This window comes from Carboxylicivirga longa (genome assembly GCF_050589825.1).
In the GTDB taxonomy this organism is placed as follows: domain Bacteria; phylum Bacteroidota; class Bacteroidia; order Bacteroidales; family Marinilabiliaceae; genus Carboxylicivirga; species Carboxylicivirga longa.
Genome location: NZ_JBNGOZ010000009.1, coordinates 68,273 through 91,118 on the forward strand (window position 1 = coordinate 68,273; position 22,846 = coordinate 91,118).

Annotated in this window: 20 protein-coding genes and 2 tRNA genes; 18 read left to right on the forward strand and 4 right to left on the reverse strand. The window is 45.6% G+C overall.

Translation table 11 applies throughout. The features are described 5' to 3' along the window. Positions 1 to 4: 4 nt before the first annotated feature. A tRNA-Asn gene (locus tag ACRD7A_RS09715) sits at positions 5 to 78 on the reverse strand. 40 nt (positions 79 to 118) lie between these two features. Further along, positions 119 to 192: transfer RNA gene (locus ACRD7A_RS09720), tRNA-Asn, on the reverse strand. Positions 193 to 343: 151 nt separating this feature from the next. Here ACRD7A_RS09720 and ACRD7A_RS09725 point away from each other — a divergent pair. The 6 genes from ACRD7A_RS09725 (at position 344) to ACRD7A_RS09750 (ending at position 9,671) form a co-directional block, all read left to right on the forward strand. After that, positions 344 to 1,324: an adenosine kinase gene (locus tag ACRD7A_RS09725; RefSeq protein ID WP_430811657.1), complete on the forward strand. Its 981-nt coding sequence runs from the start codon at positions 344 to 346 to the stop codon at positions 1,322 to 1,324. A gap of 101 nt (positions 1,325 to 1,425) precedes the next feature. Next, positions 1,426 to 2,616 (forward strand): glycine C-acetyltransferase, encoded by a 1,191-nt coding sequence (kbl, locus tag ACRD7A_RS09730; RefSeq protein ID WP_430811658.1) that lies wholly within the window; start codon positions 1,426 to 1,428, stop codon positions 2,614 to 2,616. Positions 2,617 to 2,928: 312 nt separating this feature from the next. Next, a complete protein-coding gene (locus tag ACRD7A_RS09735; protein ID WP_430811659.1) occupies positions 2,929 to 4,926 on the forward strand; it encodes a DUF4954 family protein in 1,998 nt (665 codons plus the stop codon). Positions 4,927 to 4,944: 18 nt separating this feature from the next. Next, the gene (gene nagB, locus ACRD7A_RS09740; protein ID WP_430811660.1) at positions 4,945 to 5,751 is read left to right on the forward strand and encodes a glucosamine-6-phosphate deaminase; all 807 of its coding nucleotides are present in this window, start codon (positions 4,945 to 4,947) and stop codon (positions 5,749 to 5,751) included. A 126-nt stretch (positions 5,752 to 5,877) separates the two neighbouring features. Next, complete coding sequence (gene glmS / locus ACRD7A_RS09745) at positions 5,878 to 7,713, forward strand: glutamine--fructose-6-phosphate transaminase (isomerizing) (protein ID WP_430811661.1); 1,836 nt, start codon at positions 5,878 to 5,880, stop codon at positions 7,711 to 7,713. Positions 7,714 to 8,075: 362 nt separating this feature from the next. Further along, on the forward strand, positions 8,076 to 9,671 hold the full coding sequence (locus ACRD7A_RS09750) for a sulfatase (RefSeq protein WP_430811662.1): 1,596 nt from the start codon (positions 8,076 to 8,078) through the stop codon (positions 9,669 to 9,671). A 127-nt stretch (positions 9,672 to 9,798) separates the two neighbouring features. Here the strand turns inward: ACRD7A_RS09750 and ACRD7A_RS09755 are convergent, their stop codons facing one another. Together ACRD7A_RS09755 and ACRD7A_RS09760 are read right to left on the reverse strand one after the other, a co-directional pair. Next, positions 9,799 to 11,856, reverse strand: coding sequence for a M16 family metallopeptidase (locus ACRD7A_RS09755; RefSeq protein WP_430811663.1), 2,058 nt, complete (start codon positions 11,854 to 11,856; stop codon positions 9,799 to 9,801). Positions 11,857 to 11,931: 75 nt separating this feature from the next. Then, positions 11,932 to 13,263 carry a M16 family metallopeptidase gene (locus ACRD7A_RS09760; RefSeq protein WP_430811664.1) on the reverse strand — a complete coding sequence of 444 codons (1,332 nt, stop codon included), beginning with the start codon at positions 13,261 to 13,263 and terminating at the stop codon, positions 11,932 to 11,934. A gap of 315 nt (positions 13,264 to 13,578) precedes the next feature. Here ACRD7A_RS09760 and ACRD7A_RS09765 point away from each other — a divergent pair, with 315 nt between their 5' ends. From ACRD7A_RS09765 to ACRD7A_RS09820, 12 genes are all read left to right on the forward strand, one after another. Next, on the forward strand, positions 13,579 to 14,094 hold the full coding sequence (locus ACRD7A_RS09765; RefSeq protein ID WP_430811665.1) for a DUF6452 family protein: 516 nt from the start codon (positions 13,579 to 13,581) through the stop codon (positions 14,092 to 14,094). After that, complete coding sequence (locus ACRD7A_RS09770) at positions 14,069 to 14,755, forward strand: DUF6048 family protein (RefSeq protein ID WP_430811666.1); 687 nt, start codon at positions 14,069 to 14,071, stop codon at positions 14,753 to 14,755. The genes ACRD7A_RS09765 and ACRD7A_RS09770 overlap by 26 nt, the downstream gene beginning before the upstream one ends. Before the next feature lie 9 nt (positions 14,756 to 14,764). After that, positions 14,765 to 15,703 carry a glutaminase gene (locus ACRD7A_RS09775; protein WP_430811667.1) on the forward strand — a complete coding sequence of 313 codons (939 nt, stop codon included), beginning with the start codon at positions 14,765 to 14,767 and terminating at the stop codon, positions 15,701 to 15,703. Positions 15,704 to 15,713: 10 nt separating this feature from the next. Beyond that, entirely contained in the window at positions 15,714 to 16,148 is a 435-nt protein-coding gene (locus ACRD7A_RS09780; protein ID WP_430811668.1) for a DUF417 family protein, read from the forward strand. A 46-nt stretch (positions 16,149 to 16,194) separates the two neighbouring features. Beyond that, the gene (locus tag ACRD7A_RS09785; protein ID WP_430811669.1) at positions 16,195 to 16,776 is read left to right on the forward strand and encodes an LOG family protein; all 582 of its coding nucleotides are present in this window, start codon (positions 16,195 to 16,197) and stop codon (positions 16,774 to 16,776) included. Between the two features lie 63 nt (positions 16,777 to 16,839). Then, on the forward strand, positions 16,840 to 17,874 hold the full coding sequence (locus tag ACRD7A_RS09790; RefSeq protein WP_430811670.1) for a DUF4271 domain-containing protein: 1,035 nt from the start codon (positions 16,840 to 16,842) through the stop codon (positions 17,872 to 17,874). A gap of 48 nt (positions 17,875 to 17,922) precedes the next feature. Further along, the gene (locus ACRD7A_RS09795) at positions 17,923 to 18,672 is read left to right on the forward strand and encodes a uroporphyrinogen-III synthase (RefSeq protein ID WP_430811671.1); all 750 of its coding nucleotides are present in this window, start codon (positions 17,923 to 17,925) and stop codon (positions 18,670 to 18,672) included. A 67-nt stretch (positions 18,673 to 18,739) separates the two neighbouring features. After that, the gene (rnpA, locus tag ACRD7A_RS09800) at positions 18,740 to 19,141 is read left to right on the forward strand and encodes a ribonuclease P protein component (protein WP_430811672.1); all 402 of its coding nucleotides are present in this window, start codon (positions 18,740 to 18,742) and stop codon (positions 19,139 to 19,141) included. Continuing rightward, positions 19,131 to 19,400, forward strand: a complete 270-nt coding sequence (gene yidD / locus ACRD7A_RS09805; protein ID WP_430811673.1) for a membrane protein insertion efficiency factor YidD — start codon at positions 19,131 to 19,133, stop codon at positions 19,398 to 19,400. The genes rnpA and yidD overlap by 11 nt, the downstream gene beginning before the upstream one ends. 169 nt (positions 19,401 to 19,569) lie before the next feature. Further along, on the forward strand, positions 19,570 to 20,937 hold the full coding sequence (locus ACRD7A_RS09810) for an NAD-dependent succinate-semialdehyde dehydrogenase (RefSeq protein WP_430811674.1): 1,368 nt from the start codon (positions 19,570 to 19,572) through the stop codon (positions 20,935 to 20,937). Between the two features lie 32 nt (positions 20,938 to 20,969). Next, positions 20,970 to 21,458, forward strand: a complete 489-nt coding sequence (locus ACRD7A_RS09815; RefSeq protein WP_430811675.1) for a regulatory protein RecX — start codon at positions 20,970 to 20,972, stop codon at positions 21,456 to 21,458. Further along, on the forward strand, positions 21,439 to 22,836 hold the full coding sequence (locus tag ACRD7A_RS09820; protein WP_430811676.1) for an LPP20 family lipoprotein: 1,398 nt from the start codon (positions 21,439 to 21,441) through the stop codon (positions 22,834 to 22,836). The genes ACRD7A_RS09815 and ACRD7A_RS09820 overlap by 20 nt, the downstream gene beginning before the upstream one ends. Positions 22,837 to 22,846: the final 10 nt, after the last annotated feature.

A 22,846-nucleotide genomic window follows, 5' to 3' on the forward strand; every position in this document is an offset into this window, starting at 1 on the left:
GAAGCTCCCCAGGTAGGACTTGAACCTACGACCTACGGATTAACAGTCCGCCGCTCTAACCAACTGAGCTACTAGGGAAAATAATGTGTTGTGAAGCTTTCGTTTAAGCTTTTTAAAGCTCCCCAGGTAGGACTTGAACCTACGACCTACGGATTAACAGTCCGCCGCTCTAACCAACTGAGCTACTAGGGAATTTTTTATCTTTCAATAAGTTTTGAACTCCTTTTTTGGGGAGGCATTTTCCTCAAATGCGTTGCAAAACTATAAGGAATCTTCAAATTATCCAATATCTTTGCGTAAAATTTTTCGAATAAAATTACATCGTGTCATTAAATGTTTAAGTATGAGTAGTGTATTAGGATTAGGAAATGCCTTGGTAGATATATTAGCAAAGCTGGATGACGATCAATTACTGGCTGAATTGAATTTACCCAAGGGTAGTATGCAATTGGTTGATGAGTCTGCAGCCAATAAGGTAAAGGCAGCTACTGCTCATATAAAAAAGCAACTGGCCAGTGGAGGGTCTGCGGCCAATACCATTCATGGGCTGGCCAGCTTGGGTGTTAAAACCGGTTTTATTGGTAAGATAGGCAGCGATGAGTTGGGCCAGGTCTTTAAAAAAGATATGACGGACCATAATATTACGCCGCACCTGCTTGAGTCACCCACCCAAAGTGGGCATGCCAATGCGCTGATCAGTCCGGATTCGGAACGAACTTTCGCTACCTTTTTGGGTGCGGCCATTGAGCTGTCGCAGGATGATATCGTTGACGAGTTATTTCAGGGCTATCAGTACTTTCATGTAGAAGGGTATCTGGTACAAAATAAAGCCTTGATTGAAAAGGCTTATAAGATGGCCAAGGCCAATGGTTTAATTACAAGTCTTGATTTGGCCAGCTTCAATGTGGTGGAGGACAACCTGGAGTTTCTAACCAACCTGGTACACAATTATGTTGATATTGTTTTTGCCAATGAAGAGGAGGCGAAGGCTTATACGGGTAAGGAAGGTGAAGAGGCCTTGCATCAACTGGCTCAAGGCACCGAGGTGGCTATTCTTAAGCTCGGTAAGGAGGGATCGATGATTAAGCGCGCAAGCGAGTTAGTTCGTGTAGGCATTATTCCCGCCCAAAGCATCGATACAACAGGTGCCGGTGATTTATATGCTGCTGGTTTTCTGTTTGGTTTGTTGCAGAATTTGCCCTTAGATAAGTGTGGACGTATCGGATCTATCCTTTCAGGACATGTAATAGAAGTAGTAGGTCCAAAGATGAGTAAAGATAAATGGGCTGACATTCATGGCCTTATCAACGAAGAGCTGAATTAACACGCATAAAAAATTATGGTTTTTATCATTGTTCATTAACAAGGAGGGCTGTAATTTTGTGGGCAAATTGGAAAATTAAACTGTTTAATAAATAAATTATCATGTACGGTAAATTTCAGGATTTTTTGAGCAAAGAAATCGAGGCCATCAAGGAGTCGGGTCTCTATAAGAAGGAGCGCATTATTACTACGCCGCAGGGGGCTGAGATAAATGTTCAGGGGGGTGAGCCTGTATTGAACTTTTGCGCAAATAACTATCTTGGTTTGTCGTCGCATCCGCGAGTTGTAAAGGCAGCTCAAAAGGCTTTAGATACGCATGGATATGGTATGTCTTCAGTGCGTTTTATTTGTGGTACACAAGATATTCACAAGCAGCTGGAAGCCAAGATTGCCGACTTCTTCGGTATGGAAGATACCATACTTTATGCGGCTTGTTTTGATGCTAACGGAGGTGTTTTTGAGCCTTTGTTCACAGCGGAAGATGCCATCATCTCCGATGAGCTTAACCACGCTTCTATTATCGATGGCGTGCGTTTGTGTAAGGCCGCTCGTTATCGCTATAAGCATGCCGACATGGCAGATCTTGAGGAACAACTAAAAGCTGCTCAGAAACAGCGTTTCCGTATTATCGTTACCGATGGTGTATTTTCTATGGATGGAGATATCGCCAAGCTGGATCAGATTTGTGACCTGGCCGATAAATACGATGCACTGGTAATGGTGGACGACAGTCACTCTTCAGGTTTCATAGGCAAGACAGGTCGGGGTACGCATGAATATCACAACTGCATGGATCGTGTAGATATCATTACCGGAACCCTTGGTAAGGCGCTGGGTGGTGCCCTGGGTGGTTATACTACCGGAAAGAAGGAGATTATCGACATGCTGCGTCAGCGCTCACGTCCTTATCTTTTCTCTAATTCTTTGGCGCCTTCAATTATTGGTGCGGCTTTGGAGATTTTCGATATGTTGACTGAGTCAACTGACTTACGCGACAAAGTGATTTCAAACGCTGAGTACTTCAAAACAAAGATTGTGGAGGCCGGATTTGATATTAAGCCAACAGAGTCGGCCATTGTGGCACTGATGCTTTACGATGCCAAGTTATCGCAAGAGTTTGCCGCCCGTTTGTTAGATGAAGGTATTTACGTTATTGGCTTCTACTATCCTGTAGTACCCAAAGGCCAGGCTCGTATCCGTATTCAGATTTCGGCTGCTCATGAACAACACCACTTAGATAAAGCCATTGCAGCTTTCGTTAAGATTGGTAAAGAGTTGAATGTAATTAAGTAATTTCATCGTCATACGGTGGACGAAGTAATATACAGTGAAGGGTGTTTCGAGAGAGGCTCCCTTTTCTTATTCACTGGCACTTAAGATCTGATGTGCAGCCAGTAATTAGTGAGTAAGGATCATTCCATAGGAATATAGAGGTGTTTCATAAGTATAAGGGCTTTTGTTTGTGACTAATTAGACTTTCTAAACCTTAATTTTTTCGAAGCTTACTTACGATTTTATTGTACTTACCTTTTTTTTCGTTGTCAGGGTGTTTTTGTGGTAAATTCTTTTTTACATTCGTTAATAATTTATCACAACCCATAGATAATGAATGATTATCGCACCCTGAGTAAAAAGGAAATTGAAATACTTGAGCAACGAAATTGCCTGTGCGCCGATTGGCAGTTGGTGGAGGTTAAAGATGGTTTTTGTCCCGAAAACCTCCGAAATGTGAATCTTTCGGGACGCATAAGGTTAGGTGTTTATAATCGTAGCTTTTCCTTTGCCGGCGGAGTGGAGAAGAAAGCTGGTATTTCTAACGCAACTTTGCACAATTGCATTATCGATTCTGATACATATATTAATCAGGTTAAAAATCACATTGCCAATTATCACATTCATTCCAATGTTGTTATCGAAAATGTGGATTCTATTATTACCGAAAAGGAGAGCTGCTTTGGCAACGGAGTATTGGTATCGGCACTGAATGAGGCAGGCGGGCGCGAGATCGCTATCTACGATGAGCTATCGGCTCATACGGCCTATATAATGGCCATGTATCGCCACCGTCCTAAGGTGATTGAGGCTCTTCAGCTTCTGATTGATCAATATAAAGGTGGGGTGTGTTCGTCAATGGGTACTATCGCTGAAGGTGCACGACTCATTAACTGCCGCACGATAATTGATGTGAATATTGGCCCTTATGCTCATATTGAAGGGATTTACCGCTTGTGCAACGGAACAGTGAATAGTTCGTTAGCGGCGCCCAGTTATTTTGGCCCCGGTGTTATTGCCGAGGATTTTATAGCAGCCTCGGGAGCTACACTAAGTGACAGTGCTCTTGTGTCAAAGTGTTTCATCGGGCAGGGCTGCGAGTTGAGCAAGCAATATTCGGCCGAAAATTCCGTGTTCTTTGCCAATTGCCAGGGTTTTCATGGCGAGGCATGCTCGGTGTTTGCCGGTCCTTATACGGTTACACATCATAAATCCACCCTGCTGATCGCTGGATACTTTTCTTTTATGAATGCGGGTAGTGGCTCTAACCAAAGTAACCATATGTATAAGCTGGGGCCCATTCATCAAGGTGTGGTGGAACGTGGCTCTAAAACCACTAGTGATTCCTATGTGCTTTGGCCGGCTCGCATCGGGGCCTTTTCTCTGGTAATGGGTCGGCACTATCGCAATCCTGACACTTCACAACTTCCTTTCTCCTATCTCATTGAGAATAAAGATGAGAGCATATTGGCACCGGGTGTTAACCTGCGCAGTGTGGGTACCATACGCGATGCCCGTAAGTGGCCCCGGCGTGACAAACGGAAGGATACGCGGCTGTTGGACTTTATCAATTTCAATCTTTTAAGTCCTTTTACTATTCAGAAAATGATCAATGGTAAAAAGGTTTTGAAAGAGCTGCGTCAATCTTCGGGTTTCACATCCGAATACTACATGTATAACAATGTAAAAATAACAAATGACTCATTAAAGCGTGGCATTGAGCTATATACCATTGGAGTAATAAAGTTTTTGGGCAATGCGCTGATAAAAAGGCTGGAAGATGTTATCTTTGTTTCTTTAAGTGAATTAAGGAGTAGCCTTTCAAAAACTTCCGATTATGGCAATGGGGAGTGGATTGATATGGCCGGACTGTTGGTTCCCAAGGAGCGGGTAATGACCTTGCTTGATGACTTGCAGAAAGGTGACATTACGGAGCTGGAGCAGCTTAACAAGCGCTATGCTGCCCTGCACGATAATTATTTTGAGTACACTTGGTCGTGGTGCCTCAGGGTGTTTAAAGAAGAGTTTGATCTTGATTTTCAAACTGCCCGCGTGGATCAGATCATGGCCTTTGTGGATCAATGGAAAAAATGTGTCATCGATTTGGATAATATGTTGTATGCCGACGCTCATAAGGAGTTTACCTTGAAAACACAAACGGGCTTTGGTATCGATGGCTCGGAGGAAACACGTATACTGGACTTTGAACAGGTGCGTGGAGAATTTGAGAAACATCCATCAGTGCAAGACATCAGTAATCATATTCGGGAAAAAAGCAGGCTGGCCGAGGAGCTGAAGGAAAGGCTTATCCTCTTGGAACAAAGAGAATAAACCAAAAAATAGATTACTATGCGATTAATTATCGAGCCTGATTATCAGCAGGCATCAGCGTGGACAGCGAGTTACATTGCACAAAGGATTAATAAGCACCAAGGCGACAAGCCTTTTGTGCTGGGTTTGCCAACAGGCTCATCGCCACTGGGAACCTACAAAGAGTTGATTCGCTTGAATAAGGAAGGAAAAGTATCCTTTAAAAACGTGGTGACCTTCAACATGGATGAGTATCGTGAGATACCCCGTGAGCATCCGCAGAGTTACTACACTTTTATGTGGAATAATTTTTTCAGCCACATCGATATTAAAGCCGAGAATACCAACCTGCTGGATGGTCAGGCCGAAGACGTTGAGGCAGAGTGTCAGCGTTATGAAGATAAGATAAAGGAGATGGGTGGTATCGACCTATTTTTAGGGGGTATTGGCCCCGATGGTCACCTGGCTTTTAATGAGCCGGCATCATCATTAAGCTCCAGAACGCGGGTTAAAACGTTAACCTACGATACCATTTTAGCGAACTCTCGTTTCTTTGACAATGATCCCAATAAGGTGCCAAAAACTTCACTTACCGTGGGTGTGGGTACTGTGCTGGACGCCAAAGAAGTGTTGATTATCGTGAATGGCCATAGCAAAGCAAGGGCTTTGCAACATGCTGTAGAAGAAGGAGTCAATCATATGTGGACCATCAGTGCGCTGCAACTGCACCCCAAGGGTGTTATCGTATGCGATGAAGCAGCAACGCACGAATTGAAAGTGGGTACCTATAGTTATTTCAAAGACATTGAAAAAGATAACTTAGCCCCCGAAAGCCTTTGGAAATAACATTGCGGACACTTGTTCGTAAGCTTATTATACACATTTGTTTGAAGAGGAACGCCTATGGTGTTCCTCTTTTTTCGTCTCTGCCGCCTTGTAATGATGCGTTTATAATAAATTAACTCGATAACTATGTGTGGAATAGTAGCTTATATTGGCGGGCGTACCGCGTATCCCATTATTGTAAAAGGCTTACAGCGGCTTGAGTACCGGGGCTATGACTCAGCCGGACTGGCGTTGATTAACAGCGATGTGAATGTGTATAAATGTAAAGGTAAGGTGAAAGACCTGGAACTGCATGCCAGGGGTAAATCCATAGTTGGTACCATTGGCCTGGGGCATACCCGCTGGGCTACTCATGGCGAACCCAGCGACGACAATGCCCATCCGCATATTTCACAAAACGGAAAGTTCATTGTGGTGCATAACGGTATTATCGAGAATTATGCCCACCTTAAAAAGGAACTGGAAAGTCGCGGTTATACTTTTAAAAGTGAGACCGATACTGAAGTACTGGCGAACCTTATCGAGAATATATATTTAAGCAAGGAGGTGAATGCTGAGATGGCCGTTCGTTTAGCACTGACGCGCGTAATTGGCGCCTATGGACTGGTTATTGCCTGTGCCGATGATAAGGAACGGCTAATCGCCGCCCGTAAAGGCAGTCCATTGGTGATAGGGGTCGGTGAGAGCGAGTATTTTCTGGCCTCTGATGCCACGCCCATCGTAGAATATACCGATCAGGTGATTTATATGAACGACGAGGAAGTAGCCATTATTAGCAAAGATAAGATTAACCTGAAAAGCATTCAGAATGATGCGCTCAAGCCTCGTATTCAGAAAATAGACCTTACTATTGATGAGATTGACAAGGGTGCCTATGATCATTTTATGTTGAAAGAGATCTATGAACAGCCCATCTCCATAGCCGATACCTTTCGGGGTCGCATATCCATGGATTACTCAAAAATTTTTCTGGGTGGTATTATGGATGTACTGCCTCAGCTGACGCAGGCGCCCCGTATCATTATTGTTGCCTGTGGCACCTCGTGGCATGCCGGTCTGGTAGGCGAATATCTATTTGAAGAGTTTGCCCGTGTGCCCGTCGAGGTGGAGTATGCCAGCGAGTTTCGCTATCGCAACCCGGTGATTAATAAGGGGGATGTAATTATTGCCATTTCGCAGAGTGGTGAGACGGCGGACACTTTGGCTGCCATTAAGATGGCGCGTGAGCAGGGAGCTATTATTATAGGAATCTGCAATGTGGCAGGTTCGTCCATACCCCGCGAAACGGATGCCGGTGTTTATACCCATGCCGGTGTAGAAATTGGTGTAGCTTCCACCAAGGCCTTTACTTCGCAGGTAACCGTGCTTACCATGATGGCATTGTTGCTGGGTAGGAATAGGGGTAAGCTGGATGCGGAGGACTATAAAATGCTAATTGCTGAGTTAACGCAGGTGCCCGATAAAATACGCACAATTCTAACCGGTGAAGAGGCAATACGCAATATTGCGGCTAGCTACCAGGACGCGACCAATGCCTTGTATCTTGGGCGAGGCTGCCTTTTTCCTGTGGCTCTTGAAGGAGCGCTGAAACTTAAAGAGATTTCCTATATCCATGCCGAAGGATACCCGGCGGCGGAGATGAAGCATGGCCCCATCGCGCTCATTGACGAGAATATGCCGGTTTTTGTGCTGGCCACTAAGGATAATTCCTATGAGAAGATAGTGAGTAATATTCAGGAGGTGAAAGCCCGTAGCGGTAAAGTTATCGCCATCGTTACAAAAGGCGATGAGGTGATTAAGAAAATGGCGGATTATGTGATTGAGGTACCCGACAGTCACGAGGCCGTGGCACCTTTGCTTACCTGTGTGCCCTTGCAGCTCATTTCCTATCATATTGCTGTTATGCGGGGCTGTAATGTTGACCAGCCGCGTAATCTGGCAAAATCTGTTACCGTGGAATAGCAGGCAAAGGCGTTGTAGATACACGGTGCAATTCCATTAAAAATCAAACACCTTGTGCCATTATAATATTATAGCGCATCAATAGCTCTGTGCTTTGTACAGGGCTATTGATATATTTAGCCCTTTTAGGATTACTGTAGTAATAATCACGAATGTAGTTTAATTTGAATAGCGCTGGATGTAATCCGGGGGCATATTAAAACGATATTTTTTTGAACACTGATGGAATTCAATCTTTAAATACGATGGCCTTGGGAAGATACAGGGTGAAAAAGATAATTATAAAATATATTTGTATCACGATGTATCAGTGGATGCCCTTAACAGGCGTCCGCATGTTGAATATTAAATTTTATAATAGAATGAATTTCAGAAATCTAAAAGTTGCACTGATTGGCCTTTCTAGTCTTTTGATAGCCTGCTCTCCAAAGACAGACAAAATGCAGTCTCAGCCTAACGTTTTGTTTATCCTGGCTGATGATCTGGGTTATCGTGATTTAGGCTTTATGGGTAGCGATTATTATGAAACGCCCAACCTTGATCAGTTGGCTCGTGAAGGCGTTGTCTTTACCAACGGTTATGCCGGTTGTCAGGTTTGCAGCCCGTCCAGAGCGAGTATTATGACGGGTAAATTTCCGGCGCGTCATGGCATTACCGACTGGATTGGAGCTCCTTCGGGTGAAAATTGGCGCAATATTGGTCGTTACAATAAATTACTGCCTGCCGAATATGAGCATGCCTTACCGGCTGCCTACACAACTTTACCGGAAGCTCTGAAAGAAGCCGGCTATACAACTTTCTTTGCGGGTAAGTGGCACTTGGGTGGTGAAGGAAGCTGGCCGCAGGATCATGGTTTTGATGTTAATATTGGCGGTTGGCATGCAGGGAGTCCTATCGGTGGCTATTTCGATCCTTACCAAAATCCAAACCTGCCAAACCGCAAGCCGGGCGAGAACCTATCAATGCGTTTGGCCAGGGAGACCGTTGATTTCCTCGCTAAAAATAATTCGGATGAAACCGGACAGCCTGTATTTGCCTTTCTGTCATTTTATGCGGTGCACGGCCCTATTCAGACCACCCCTGAAAAGTGGGCAAAATATCAAGCGAAAGCCAAAGCGAAGGGGCTGGCCGAAAAAGCTTATGAGATGGGGCATTTCTTACCTATCCGTCAGGTACAAGATAATCCGGTATATGCCGGATTGGTGGAAAGCATGGATGATGCCATTGGCTATGTTACAGCTTCTTTAAAAAAGATGGGCCTGGACGACAACACCATTGTGATTTTCACATCAGATAATGGCGGAGTAGCCTCTGGTGATTCGTATTCAACTGCCAACTTGCCTTTGCGTGGGGGTAAAGGCTATCAATTCGAAGGTGGTATCCGCGAGCCTTATGTGATAAAAGTACCGGGTATGGAGCGAAGTGTGTCGAGCTGTGATGTGCCGGTTAGCGGAACTGATTTTTATCCGACTATTCTGGAGTTAGTGGGGGCCGATCTTCGACCCGAAGCGCATAACGATGGTGTAAGTCTTGTACCCTTGTTAAAGGGTGAGCGCATTGCGGAGCGTAGTTTGATTTGGCACTATCCTCACTATGGTAACCAGGGAGGAGAACCTTCGTCTATTATCCGAAAGGGTGATTGGAAGCTGATTTACTATTATGAAGATGAGTACATAGAGCTTTATAACCTGGGTGAAGATTTGGAAGAGCAATATAACCTGGCGTCGCGTCATCCTGAAAAGGCGACGAGCTTACAAAACGAATTGTTCACTTATCTGGATGAGGTGGGTGCGCGTTATCCACAAAAAGATCCTCAGTATGATGCGGAAAAGGAGCAGGCTTATCTGAAGGGTGTGCATGAGCGTTTCATGCCGCAATTGGAGCAGCAGCGTTTACGCTACCTTAATGATGATTACGAGCCCAACAGTAATTGGTGGGGAAGTAAAGTGAATGACTAAATTACGGTAAGATTTTCTGGTAGTTTATTACACGAATATACATATAGAGAGAGGGTGTCCGGCCGGTTTGGCCGAGGACACCCTCTCTTTTTTTAGCAATCTATAAACTATCAATCTAAAACAAATCTTACAAGGCAAATATACTGTCTTCGATGCCTTCGTTCACCGCTATGCTTTCGTAGGTGATGTCGAAGGATTGTGGCCCAACCGACTGGCTTAGTTTATTTGGAAATTTCACTCCTTTTACGGTGATGTATTCGTTGTAAGTAGTGGCTACGCTTCCCTGGGGACTCGTGCTTACCTCTTTCACCTTCAGTCCGCTTTCCCGACTATAGTATACGGTTTTATCCTGACCTGCCGGACTGGTTACTTTCATCTTCACAACATCCTGTCCATCCACATTATCGGCACCCAGGAGTTCCAGCTGGTATCCCAACTCGGCAAATTTTGTTTCAGGGAACAATACTGATTCGGCTTTCATACTTTCCAGCATTTCACCTTCTATCATTTGCTCGCCCATGGGACTTACTACTTTGGCTGCTTCGCCGTTAAATACCTGTTTCGACATGAGGTTGCCCTGCATATAGGTTTCAACACACTGGTGATTGGGTCGTCGGCTGTACATTTTCATACTCAGCGGCATTCCCTGCACATTCATGCTGCCTTCCATTGTGTAATCGGTAACAGCGGCAAGCGCATCGGCACCTCCCAGGGCAGCTATGTAGCGGTCAATCACCTTCTCAGCTGTCAGACCGGCCGGCAGAGGCAGTGCCTTTACAATATTGCCATAAAAATCATACATCTCTACTTTGCCGTCCCTGGCAAATTGTGTCAGGGCATTCTTCATGTTGGGTACATCGCCCACTGCCAGTATGAGTGCACGATCGGGTGTGATGTACTTCTCAGCCATGGCCTTCACGTCGGCCGGTGTTACGGCGTTGAGTCGCTCCAGGTAGGTGACGTAATAGTCTTCGGGTAAATTATATTTCTGAATGTTGAGGGCAAAGCGTGCTACCGTAGCAGGGTCTTCCAGCGATCGAGAGAAGCTGCCTGTTAAAGCATTTTTTATCATCTGTAAGTCTTCCTCGGGAACCAGCTCCGTGCGCATGCGTTCCATTTCATAAATAATTTCGGTGAAGGCACTGTCGGTGACGCTGGTGCGCACATTGGCGCCTGCATTAAAAGAACCAATGAGCTCATCGGATTGCAGGGAAGAATAGGCACCATAGGTAAAGCCTTTATCTTCGCGCAGGTTTTGAAACAGGCGGGCACTGAAAGATCCACCCCCCAATACCTGGTTCATCACGCGGGCTTTAATAGCATCAGGATGACCGGGTTTCAGATCAATATTGTATGACAGTGAGATGGTGGATTGGGTTGAGCCGTCTTTGTTGGCTACTACTACGCGGGGTTGGTCGAACAGAGCCGGTGTGGCATAATTGTGTGATGGCACTTCCTTTGCTTCCCAGTCAGCAAAATATTTTTTTGCCTGTTTCTTGGCCTCCTTAACGCTGATATCGCCCACAATAATCAAATAGGCCACATTGGGTCTGAAATAAGTGTTGTAGTATTCTTTCAGATCTTCAACCTTAATATTGTTCACGGTCTCATCGCTTAATACTTCTCCGTAAGGATGGTTATTGCCATAGCGCAGCACATTTTTAATGTTGTTAGCAATAGCTTTGGGATCATCCTTTTGCGACTTAAGGCTGGTCAGCAATTGCTTTTGTGCCTTGGCCAGCTCTTCATCAGGAAAAGAGGGGTTGTACAGCACATCAGTCATCACATCCAGTAGTTCGGTGGAATGTTTCTTCAATGAACTGGCATACAATCCTTTGTTGTTTGATCGGAGGGTGCCGCCAATAAAATCGATTGCTTCATCAATCTCTGCTTTGGTTTTAGAGGCGGTGCCGCTGGTCATCAAATCGCCGGCAAGACTTGTGTAACCCACCTTATCGCCTTCCAGAATTGGATCAATATCGAGCGATAGAGAATAGGATACCACCGGTACTTTGTTGTTTTCAACAACAAATACACGAAGGCCATTCTTCAGCATGAAGGAGGCCGGCTGTCCAATGTTCACTTTGGGGGCAGGCCCCGGCTTGGGAGGCGTGCTTCTATCGAGTTGGGCGTTTATATTAAAAGCAACCAATAGTGCTAATAAAAATAAAACTGATTTTTTCATTCTAATAGTTTTTGTAACGATCGGCAGACGACCGCTTGTGTTCTTTAAATTCAATACTTCCAGGCTTGCCATGATTTAGTTTTGCTGTGACTTGGGCAGATAATACAGCACTACACGGTTGTCGTTCACAAAGTATTTATTGGCAACGCGGCGGATGTCTTCTCGGGTAACCGCCAGATATTTGTCCAGCTCGGTGTTAATGAGGTTTGTGTTGCCAAAATAGGTGTAGTTGGTGGCCAGGTTTTCGGCACGGCTGGCCAGTTTTATGTTTGATTTCACAAAGGTGTTCTCAAACTGGTTGAGCAGTTTTTGATATTCCCTCTCTGAAATGAGCTCCTTGCGCACGCGGTTCACTTGTTCATCCATAGCTGACTCCAAATCGGCACAGTCCACACCCATATTGGGTAGGGCAATGGCAATGGCTACGCTTGGATCCTGAAAGGGTAAAGCAAAGGAGCTTACCTCCAGGGCTTTTTGTTGCTCGTCAACCAGGGATTTGTATAAACGAGAACTTTGACCGCCGGATAGCAGTGTTGACAGCATATCAAGGGCATAGTAATCATCGGTGCCCATGGCGGGTGTGCGATAGGCATGCAGTATCAGGGGTAGCTGAATGTTGTCGAAAATAGTATCCCGCACCTCGCCGCCTAATGGAGGCTCTGTCATTGTGGGGCGATAGATGTTATCATTGCCTTTGGGTATGTCAGCAAAGTATTTGCTTACTAGGGCTTTAGTTTCCTCCAGTTCAATGTCGCCGGCAATCACCAGAGCTGCGTTGTTGGGTACATAAAACTCCTCGTAGAAATGCTGAAACTCCTCATCTTTAGCGGCTCGTATATGATCCGGATCGCCGATGACTGTCCAGCGGTAAGGGTGTTCTGTAAAGGCACGACTCATGGTTTCCTGCAATAAGGTGCCATAAGGGCGACTGTCAACCGTTTGTTTCTTTTCCTCAATTACCACCTTCTTCTGTGTCTGAATGCCGATGGAGTCGACTTTGGCATGTAGCATGCGCTCCGACTCAAGCCATAAGCCCATTTCCAATTGGTTGGAGGGCAAAATTTCGTAGTAATAGGTACGGTCGTTGGAGGTGTTGGCGTTAAGGGTGCCACCTGCCCTTTCAACGAAGTTAGAGTATTCGCCACGTGGAATGTTTTGTGTGCCTTCAAACATAAGGTGTTCGAAAAAGTGTGCGAATCCGGTACGTTCAGGGTTTTCATTCTTAGAACCCACATGATACATCACTGAAACTGTGACGATGGGCGTAGAGCGATCCTGATGCAGAATCACGTGAAGACCATTGTCCAGATCGTATTCCTCAAAGCTTATTTTGTTGGATTGGGCCTTCGTAAGTCCAATACCGGCAAAAAATAGCATAAAAGCCAGTAGCAAAAATTGGTTCTTCATATTCGTATTTTGATTTTAATTCTGTGCGCTCCCGAGCAATTAGCAGGCCTAAGTGTGTAAGGTATACATATTCAGTAGTTAAAGATAGTAGTAAAGGAGTGAGGTGTGTACGATAATGGACAAGCGTCTGTTCGTTTGCGTACACTATCGTGTTCTTTGTTAAATAAATAATTTTTTTGGAAATGTAGTCGCTTTCTGCTTCCTTCCTGTTATTTTTGCAGCAATGCCTCTCATATTAACAAACACCCTTTCTATGAAGTGGTTCGATTAAGTGAGGGTAGTTTTCTGTCAATGTGTTTGCAAAGGCAGCTGCGTATGATGAAGATAAATTATTTTGTGATGATTCAAAAAATATGGGTGCCCTTGAGCCTATTACTTATCCTGTTTTGCTCCTGCGATGAGAGTAGCTTGTGTTTATCGGGCCAGAGTGCCATACAGGTAGGTTTGTACTCTGCTGCTTCGGGGCAGGAGCGCGATACTACCCTCAGTGGTGTTTACTTGTGGGGTTATGATGATCGGACCCAGGAGGATAAAGCACTGGCCATTGATAGTGTTAGGTTGAGTGCGATGTTTATGCCAACAGATATTAACCGTGACAGTACTACCCTGATCTTTCGCGAGAAGACCGTGGCCAGCGATGTGTCTGATACGCTTTTGTTCATTTATCAGCGTGAGAGGGAATATATTTCCGGCGACTGTGGATTTACCTATAACCTGACGCTAGACACGGTGATTCACAGTTTCAACCTGATCGATTCGGTTGTTATTAGTTATCCTTCGGTTGTTTATAACGAAAATCTTGAAAATGTTAAAATATATATTGAGCCTTAGTCTTGTTTTACTGGGTAGCATTGTGGAGGCACAAAAGGAAGAGGGTGTAACTTCCGGAGCTGAGCAGGCGGCTATTAATAAGGGCAAACCCGGCCTTTCGGTGGGCATCGATCTGGCTCCCTTTATCACACATTTCTTTGCCGATGAGCGCTTCGGTGTGGAGGCTACTGCCCGTTATGCGATTAATAGAAAATGGCAGGTGGCAGCCGAGTTGGGTTACGAGAATGTTGATTACAGCAGTGAAAAGATGGACTACCAGTCTGATGGTAGTTTCATCCGTGCCGGTATAGACTATAACGTGTTTAAAGTGCAGGAGCTGGGTAATAACGACAATATACTCGTGGGGGTTCGTTATGCCATGGCCGTGCAGGAGCATAGTTGTCCGCGTTATACCATAAGCGAAGAATATTGGGGTGATTACGAGGGTTCCTTCGGTTCTTCAACTGTCAACTCTCACTGGGCCGAGTTTGTATTCGGTCTTCGTTCGGAGGTGCTTAAGAATTTTTATCTGGGATGGACGGTACGTCTTCGATCCATTATTAATGTGGGGGCAGACGATGGACTCGAGCCCTATTCAATACCTGGTTTTGGTCGTCGCGACAGGAGCATGAACCTGGGTTTTACCTATACCATTGAATATCATTTGCCTTTTAAAAAATAGGAGGATGGCATGCAGATAACTACGGCAGATACAACCGATTGGCAGGCGGTAATTGAATCTATCGCCCAGGAAGTAAAACCTCTTTTGGCAAGAGGGACGGTAGCGGATTATATTCCTGAATTGGGAACGGTAGATGCCGGGCGATTTGGTATGTCGGTATGTCTGCTGGATGGTCGTATATTTCATACGGGCGATGCGCACACCAAATTTTCTATACAAAGTATTTCAAAGGTATTTAGCCTTACCAAAGCTTTTGCAAGGCTGAAGGAGTCCTTGTGGGAACGGGTAGGAAGGGAGCCTTCGGGCAATCCCTTTAACTCACTGATCCAGCTGGAGCACGAAAACGGCAAGCCACGCAATCCCTTTATCAATGCGGGAGCCATTGTAGTGGCCGATTGTGTGGTGAGTAATACCCTGGATGCCATTAATGATACAATCGATTTTGTGCGGGGGCTGGCCGGCAATAAAAACATCTATATTGATCATGCCATGTTTCGTTCCGAGAAGGCCTACGGGCATCGTAATGCTGCGCTGGCCCATTTTATGAAGAGCTATGGCAATATTGAGTCGGAGGTGGAAGAGGTTCTCGATCTATATTTCGGACAATGTGCCATCTCAATGACTTGTGAGGATGTGGCCCGCGCCTTTTTGTTTTTGGCCAACCATGGTACACATCCCTTAAATGGGAAGCAGTATCTTACAGCGAGTCAGGCCAAACGATTGAACGCTTTGCTATTAACCTGTGGCACCTATGACGCAGCCGGCGATTTTGCATTTCGTGTGGGCATGCCGGGTAAGAGTGGCGTAGGAGGTGGTATTGCCGCCATCATACCGGGCTTGCTGTCAGTGTGCGTGTGGAGCCCGGGATTGGATAAGCATGGAAACTCCAAGGCGGGCACTAAGGCGCTGGAGTTGCTCACCACCAAAACGGGGATCTCAATTTTCTAATCAATACTTTATGCTTTCACAGAGTTTGAAAAAAGTCGGACATTTTATTTTTCGCTATGGACTGGCCATTGCTTTTATTTGGTTAGGTCTGATGAAGCTGAAAAACATGGAGGCTGATTATCTCAAAGAATTGCTAAAGCAATCTTCTTTGTTCAGCTGGATGCTCAAATACATTACCTCCTATACCTTTTCGTTGATAATAGCCTACACACAAATGACTGTTGGCGTGATGCTGGCGCTTAAGCCGGTGGCTCGAAAAGTATCGTTCTGGGGGGGAGTGGTGGCTTGCGTGCTTTTAATCGTAAGTGTATCGGCTCTTTTTACCTCTTCTTATGTGTGGCAACCACCCTATGGTTTCCCCGATTTGTCTAAGTTTGGTCAAAGCTTGTTGAAAGATATCGTTTTGTTGGGTGCCGCATTATGGTGCACAGGTGATTCAGCCTGATGACTGTATGTAAATAAATAGTAAGATTGAATAAAATAATTTCTGTATGAAAAATGTAAGTGTATTTTGTGCTTCAAGCCCTAAAGTGGATACCTGCTATTTCGATGCTGCCGAAGGCTTGGCGGAAGCTCTTGTAAAAGCCGGTTTAGGTGTTGTATATGGCGGTGGCGGCCTGGGTTTAATGGGTGCACTGGCCGATCGTGCGCTGGCACTTGGCGGAAAGGTTAAAGGCATTATACCGCATTTTATGGTAGAAGTTGAATGGGAGCACAAAGAAGTTAAAGATATGCTGCACGTGCAGGATATGGCAGAACGTAAAAAGATGCTGGTGAGCGAGAGCGATGCGGTAGTGGTTCTGGCAGGCGGAGTGGGTACCTTGGAAGAGTTGTTTGAAGTGCTGTCGGCAAAAAAGCTGGGGCAAATAACGCATCCCATCATCTTGGTAAATACCAAAGGATTCTTCAACCCTTTACTTGATATGTTGCAGAAGATGATTGATGAGAATTTTATGCGTCCCGAGCATGGCAATTTACTGCATGTGGTGGATACGCCCGATGCTGTTTGTGAGGCACTGAAAAACCTGCCGGAATGGAGTTCTACAGCCCTCGAGTTTGCAGCTGTTAAGTAAGTACGTGTTTTAGGTGCTAGGGGCGACTTCACTTTTTTAATTACTTTTGTGCAAATGCAATTCATGCGGGAAAACACATACACATATCAGGATCAGCAGACAGTGCAATTGGAGCAAGGGCTTAAGCATGATAGCCTGGCTACAAGTACGCAGCTGCGGACGGCTATCAAGCCGATGGAGGCCGTAAAGCCCCGTTTTGTGCAATCTCCGCGTGTGATAAAACCGCAATATCGCCATTGGACCTCCCAGGATTCTGTTTTCTTCAACCTAAAGGCTGCAACAGCTAATGATAAGGCGGAGCAAGTTACGTTTGCATCTCCCGCACCAGAGTCTCAGGTATTAGTTACACCTAAACAAGCTGATGTACCGGTCAAACCGGCCGCCGAGTTACCACGCGAATCGTATCGCAGCATCAGCGTTCCGGCTCCTGTAACGATCCGACAAGCCACACCTTTTGAAGGGTCCAAAGACTGGCTGTCGGGCTTTATTTTGCTGGCCTTGCTTATTGCAGGCTTCACAAAGTTATGGGCGGGTAAGTATCTTAACGAATTGTTTTCATCGGTTCGTTATCAGCAGTCTGCTACACGCCTGTTTTCAAGCTTTAATATGCAGAATGAGAAACCGGCATGGGCACTGACGGTGCTGTTCTTTTTAACGACTGCCCTGTTAGTGTTTGAATTTGCCATGCTGGGAGGCAGGCAGCCCGAACGTCTCAGTTCATTCTTATTCTTTCTGCTGGTTAATGCCGGCGTTATGGGATATTTTTTTGCTAAAAATACGCTTTACTACTTTGTAGCCGCTGTCTTTGATGTACAGCCGGCAACTAAAGAGTATTTGTTTAATGCCAATATGTTAAGTCGTGTGTTTGGCGTAGTGTGCCTGCCCATTGTTAGTGTAGTACCCTTTATGGATGTGGTGTCGGCCACAATGCTGCTCAAAGGTGGTTTAGCACTATTTATTGTGATGTACATTATCCAATTGCTTCGGGGTGCAAAAATAATTTTACACAGCCCGCTTTCAATATTTTATATGTTTTTGTACTTTTGTGCCCTAGAAATTTTACCCTTGTCAATACTAATTAAGGTAATGATATACTAGGGAATAGTAAATGAGGTAAAGGTTTAGTTGAATTTAAATTGAAAAACATTGAAGATTAAAAGAATCCTGGTTTCACAGCCCAAACCCTCAACACCCAAATCCCCCTACTTTGATTTGGCTGAAAAAAGCAATCTGAAGATTGACTTTAGACCTTTTATTCAGGTAGAAGCGGTACCAGCAAAAGAGTTCAGGCAGCAAAAGGTGAGTATCCTTGATCACACGGCGGTGATCTTCACAAGTCGTACGGCCATTGATCACTTCTTTCGCATTGCTGAAGAAATGCGCATTGCCGTTCCCGACTCCATGAAATATTTCTGTATCTCAGAAGCCACTGCCTTCTATCTGCAGAAGTACATTGTTTACCGGAAGCGTAAGATCTTTCATTCCACCGGTAAGTTTGCTGATTTGGCGGATGTTGTTAAAAAGCACAAAGATGAGACTTTCCTTGTGCCTTTGTCAGATATTCATAAGCAGGAAATACCTACCTTGTTAAACAAGACTAAGGTGAAGTATTCAAAAGCTATTCTTTATCGTACAGTCAGCAGCGACTTGAGCGATCTGAAAGATGTGAATTATGATGTGTTGGTATTTTTTAGCCCTTCGGGAATTGCTTCATTAATGCAGAACTTCCCCGATTTTGTGCAGAACGACACTAAGATTGCTTCTTTTGGACCGGCCACTGCTAAAGCTGTAAAGGATGCAGGACTGCGTCTGGATATTCAGGCACCCATGCCCCAGGCTCCGTCAATGACCATGGCCTTGGAGCAATACATCAAGAAGTATAACAAAGGAAAATAAAAGATACGGCCGTAGGCTGGCTAATCCTCTTTGCCACTGGCGAAGAGGATTTTTTATCTATTACACAATGACACAACGATGCACGCTAAAGAAGCAAGAGCGGCTATGTAGCCGAACGCTTATTCAAACGCTGTTTGATCAGGGACAATCGTTTGTGAAATATCCTTTCAGAGTCACTTATTTGTCCCTGGAGAGTGATGCAGACAAGGCAGTGCTTCAGATGCTGGTGAGCGTATCCAAAAGGCGTTTTAAAAGGGCTGTTAAGCGCAATCGTCTTAAGCGTTTATCGCGCGAGGCCTATCGTTTGAATAAACATGCTCTGGCTGATCAGGTGGAGGCCTCCGGTAAAGGGCTGGCCGTCGCCTTTATTTATCTGCCAAGTGAGATGCTCGATTATAAAGCCGTGGAAAAAGGCATGAAGAAAGCTCTAAAGAAGCTGCAACAAGAAACCGCCGACCATGAGAAATAACAGCGTCAGTGGTTTATTGAAGGCCGTAATCAATGGCATGCGTTCCTTGTTAGTGGCGCAGCTGTTACTGCCTGTTAAACTCTATCAGTGGTTTATATCGCCTGTTCTGGGGGCATCATGTCGATATACACCCACCTGCTCGCAGTACACCATAGAAGCCCTCAAGAAGCATGGACCCTTCAAAGGGCTTTACCTGGCACTTAAGCGCATCCTGAGCTGTCATCCCTGGGGTGGCCATGGTCACGATCCTGTACCTTAGCAAGGGTCGCTATTCCACTGTTTACGAATGATTAGCCTCGATAGCCCGTCTGTTGGTTACTTCGTTCACGCTTTCTCTCATCCATCTCCTCCGTTAAAAAGTATGGGCCCGATTTTTTGGTTCGTATTTTTCGCTGTACTTTTAAGCAACTTACTTAATAACGAGTATCATGTTTTTGAAAAGTATAAACCCGGCCACGGGTGAGGTCATTCGATCCTATGAGGAATTTCATAGTGGAGATATTGATAAGGCAGTAGGCGATAGTGATCGTGCCTTTCAGCAATGGCGAAATGTTCCATTGGATGAGCGCAGCCGACTTTTAAAGGCAGCTGCCGGCATTTTGCGCGATAAGCAGGAGGGGCTGGCCTTTAATATTACAGTGGAGATGGGTAAATGCATTGTTGAGGCGCGTGCTGAGATTGCCAAATGTGCCGGGGTGTGCGATTACTATGCCGATCGGGGTGCTGAATTTCTGAAACCGGAGATGATTGAAACGGAGGCTCAACTTTCGTATGCCGCCATGCGTCCTTTGGGACCCGTACTCGCTATTATGCCCTGGAATTTCCCTTTTTGGCAGGTTTTTCGCTTTGCGGCGCCTGCCCTCATGGCTGGTAATGTATGTTTGCTCAAACATGCATCTAACGTGCCGGGATGTGCCCTGGCCATTGAACAGGTATTTCAGGAAGCCGGGTTTCCCGCTGATGTTTTTAAAGCCTTACTCGTTAGAAGCAGTCGGGTGGAGACCCTTATTGCCGATCGCCGCGTTAAAGCGGTAACCCTTACCGGCAGTACACCTGCAGGCAGGGCAGTTGCTGCTGCGGCTGGTAAATACCTAAAAAAATGTGTATTGGAGCTGGGGGGCAGCGATCCTTATCTAATATTAGAAGATGCTGATTTGCCAAGTGCCGTGGAGGCATGTGTGGCAGGTCGCATTCTTAATGCTGGTCAGAGTTGCATTGGGGCGAAACGGTTCATTGCTGTTGATAAAATTTATGACGAGTTTGCAGCTCTTTTCACCGAGAAGATGCAAGCCATTACCTATGGCGACCCCTTCGATGGCCGTTGCAACATGGGGCCTTTGTCGCGTTTTAAATTTCGCGAAGATATTCACATGCAGGTAGAAAACAGCCTTGATAAGGGTGCTCAGCTACTGGTGGGTGGTGTTCTGCCAGAGGGCGACGGAGCCTATTATCCCGCCACGGTGTTGGGCGAGGTGCGGCCTGGTATGCCTGCATATCACGAAGAATTGTTTGGGCCCGTAGCTGCCCTGATACGTGCTGCCGATGAGGACGATGCCATTCGCATAGCCAATGATACGGCCTTTGGCCTTGGCGCTGCGGTTTTTACCCGCGATATTGAACGGGGACGACGCATTGCTGAGGAAGAGCTGGAAGTAGGTTGTGGCTTTGTCAATGATTTTGTGCGTTCTGATCCGCGTCTGCCCTTCGGGGGTGTTAATGAAAGCGGCTACGGGCGTGAGCTCTCTCATTACGGGATGAAGGAATTTATGAATATTAAATCGATATATGTAAAATAGTCTTGGTGTTCCAAGGCTAAAAGAGGGATTCAATGGATTATCGTCAGGCCATCAATAAGGCGGCAGCCCTGTGCTCGCGTAAGGAGTATTGTAGCGGTGACATACGCAGTAAGTTGCAGGGTTGGGAATTAAGTGATGAAGAGGTGGAAAACGGCTTGCGCTGGCTGGTGGATGAAAAGTTTATTGATGATGAGCGTTTTGCCGGGTATTACGTACGTGATAAATTCATTTTTAACGGATGGGGACGCATTAAAATACGCTATCATTTGCGGGCTAAAGGAATAGATAACTCGCTTATTGATGAGGCTTTAATGCAGCTTAATGAGGCGGACTATGCCGTAAAGCTGGCAGAGTTATTGCAAAGTAAAAGGCGGCACATTAAAAATAAAGATGTTTGGCAAACCAAAGCAGCGCTGCTGCGTTTCGCACAGTCGCGTGGTTACGAGCCTGATCTGGTATTTAGCGCCATCGACCAAATATTAACAACACAAGCCGAAAACCATGATGATGAAACAATCTAAACTTACACTGCTGGCCCTTGTGGCACTTTTTATATTTCCCCTTGGGGCTTTAGCTAAAAGAAAGCCGGCCTGGGTGAAGCAAAGACCCAACGACCCGGCTTATTATATCGGACTGGCCACCGTGGCAAAAAGCGGATCGGCGGTCTCCTACCGTCAGGTAGCCCGTGATGCAGCCCTAAAACAGATGAGCAGCGAGATAAAAGTAAGTATCTCCTCCAATTCAGTGTTGCACAAGCTGGAGAGTGACGCGGATTATAAGGAGGCCTATGAGTCTAAGGTACAGGCATCGGTGCAGCAAACCCTGGAGGGTTACGAGGTGTTGACCTGGGAAAATCGAAAAGAGTACTGGGTAATGACACGCCTATCGAAAGAAAAGTATGCACGCGCGCGTCAGATGAAGCTGGACAGAGCCAAGATGATGGCGAGTGCCTATTTATCGGATGCCCGGAAGGCACTTTCTGGAAACGATGCTTATTCGGCTTTAAACTATCTGGCCAAAGGGGTAATCAGTCTTCGTAATCACCTGGAGGAAGACCTGAACCATAAAACAGTTGATGGTACTTATAATGTGGGAACTGCACTTTTTAGCACTATACAGGATGTGTTGCGCCGTATTGAATTGGTGCCGGTTCAACCCCGTTACCAGATTCGTTTTTCGCAGAAACTAACTGTTCCCATTGGTTTACACGCTTATTTGCGCGATACCAATGGTAGCCGGCATGCCTTGACGGGGCTGCCGCTTAACGCCGCATTCTCCAAAGGAGAGGGGCTATTATCCTTGCAACATCAAACCGATGCCAGTGGTTATACGGCAGTGTCTGTTACCCGCCTGCTTTCTAAGCGCAAGATGCAGGAAATTACTGTGGCTCTTGATTTTAGTACGGTGGTTAATGCTGAAAGCGATCCAGAAGTAAGGCACTTGCTTAGTGTTTTCTTTCCGCAGAAGCAAATGCCCACTGTGGGTATCAGCATCGAAGTGATGAAATCGAAAGCCTACCTATTGAGTACGGAAACTGTTTTTGGAGCAATGGATCAGAAGGGCGTGTTTAGCGGCATGTTAAAGACTGAGCTGAATGAGAACTTTTTTACTTTTACTAGCAATCAGGAGGAGGCGGATTTTGAAGTGACGATCAATACCAACTTTGTTGCCGGCGATGAGCGCAAAGGGCAAGGATATGCTGTTTATACCGTATTTGCCGATTTAAGTATTGGTATTAAAGATGTAAAGGCACAGACTGAGATTTTTACGGATCAGCTGAATGGCATAAGGGGCATGCGGCCTGGAAATTTCGAGTATGCGCTTAAAGATGCCCGTATTAAGCTGATTAATGCTTTTCAACAAGAAATTGAGCCACGACTTGAGCAGGTGGATATGTAAACTATAGTAG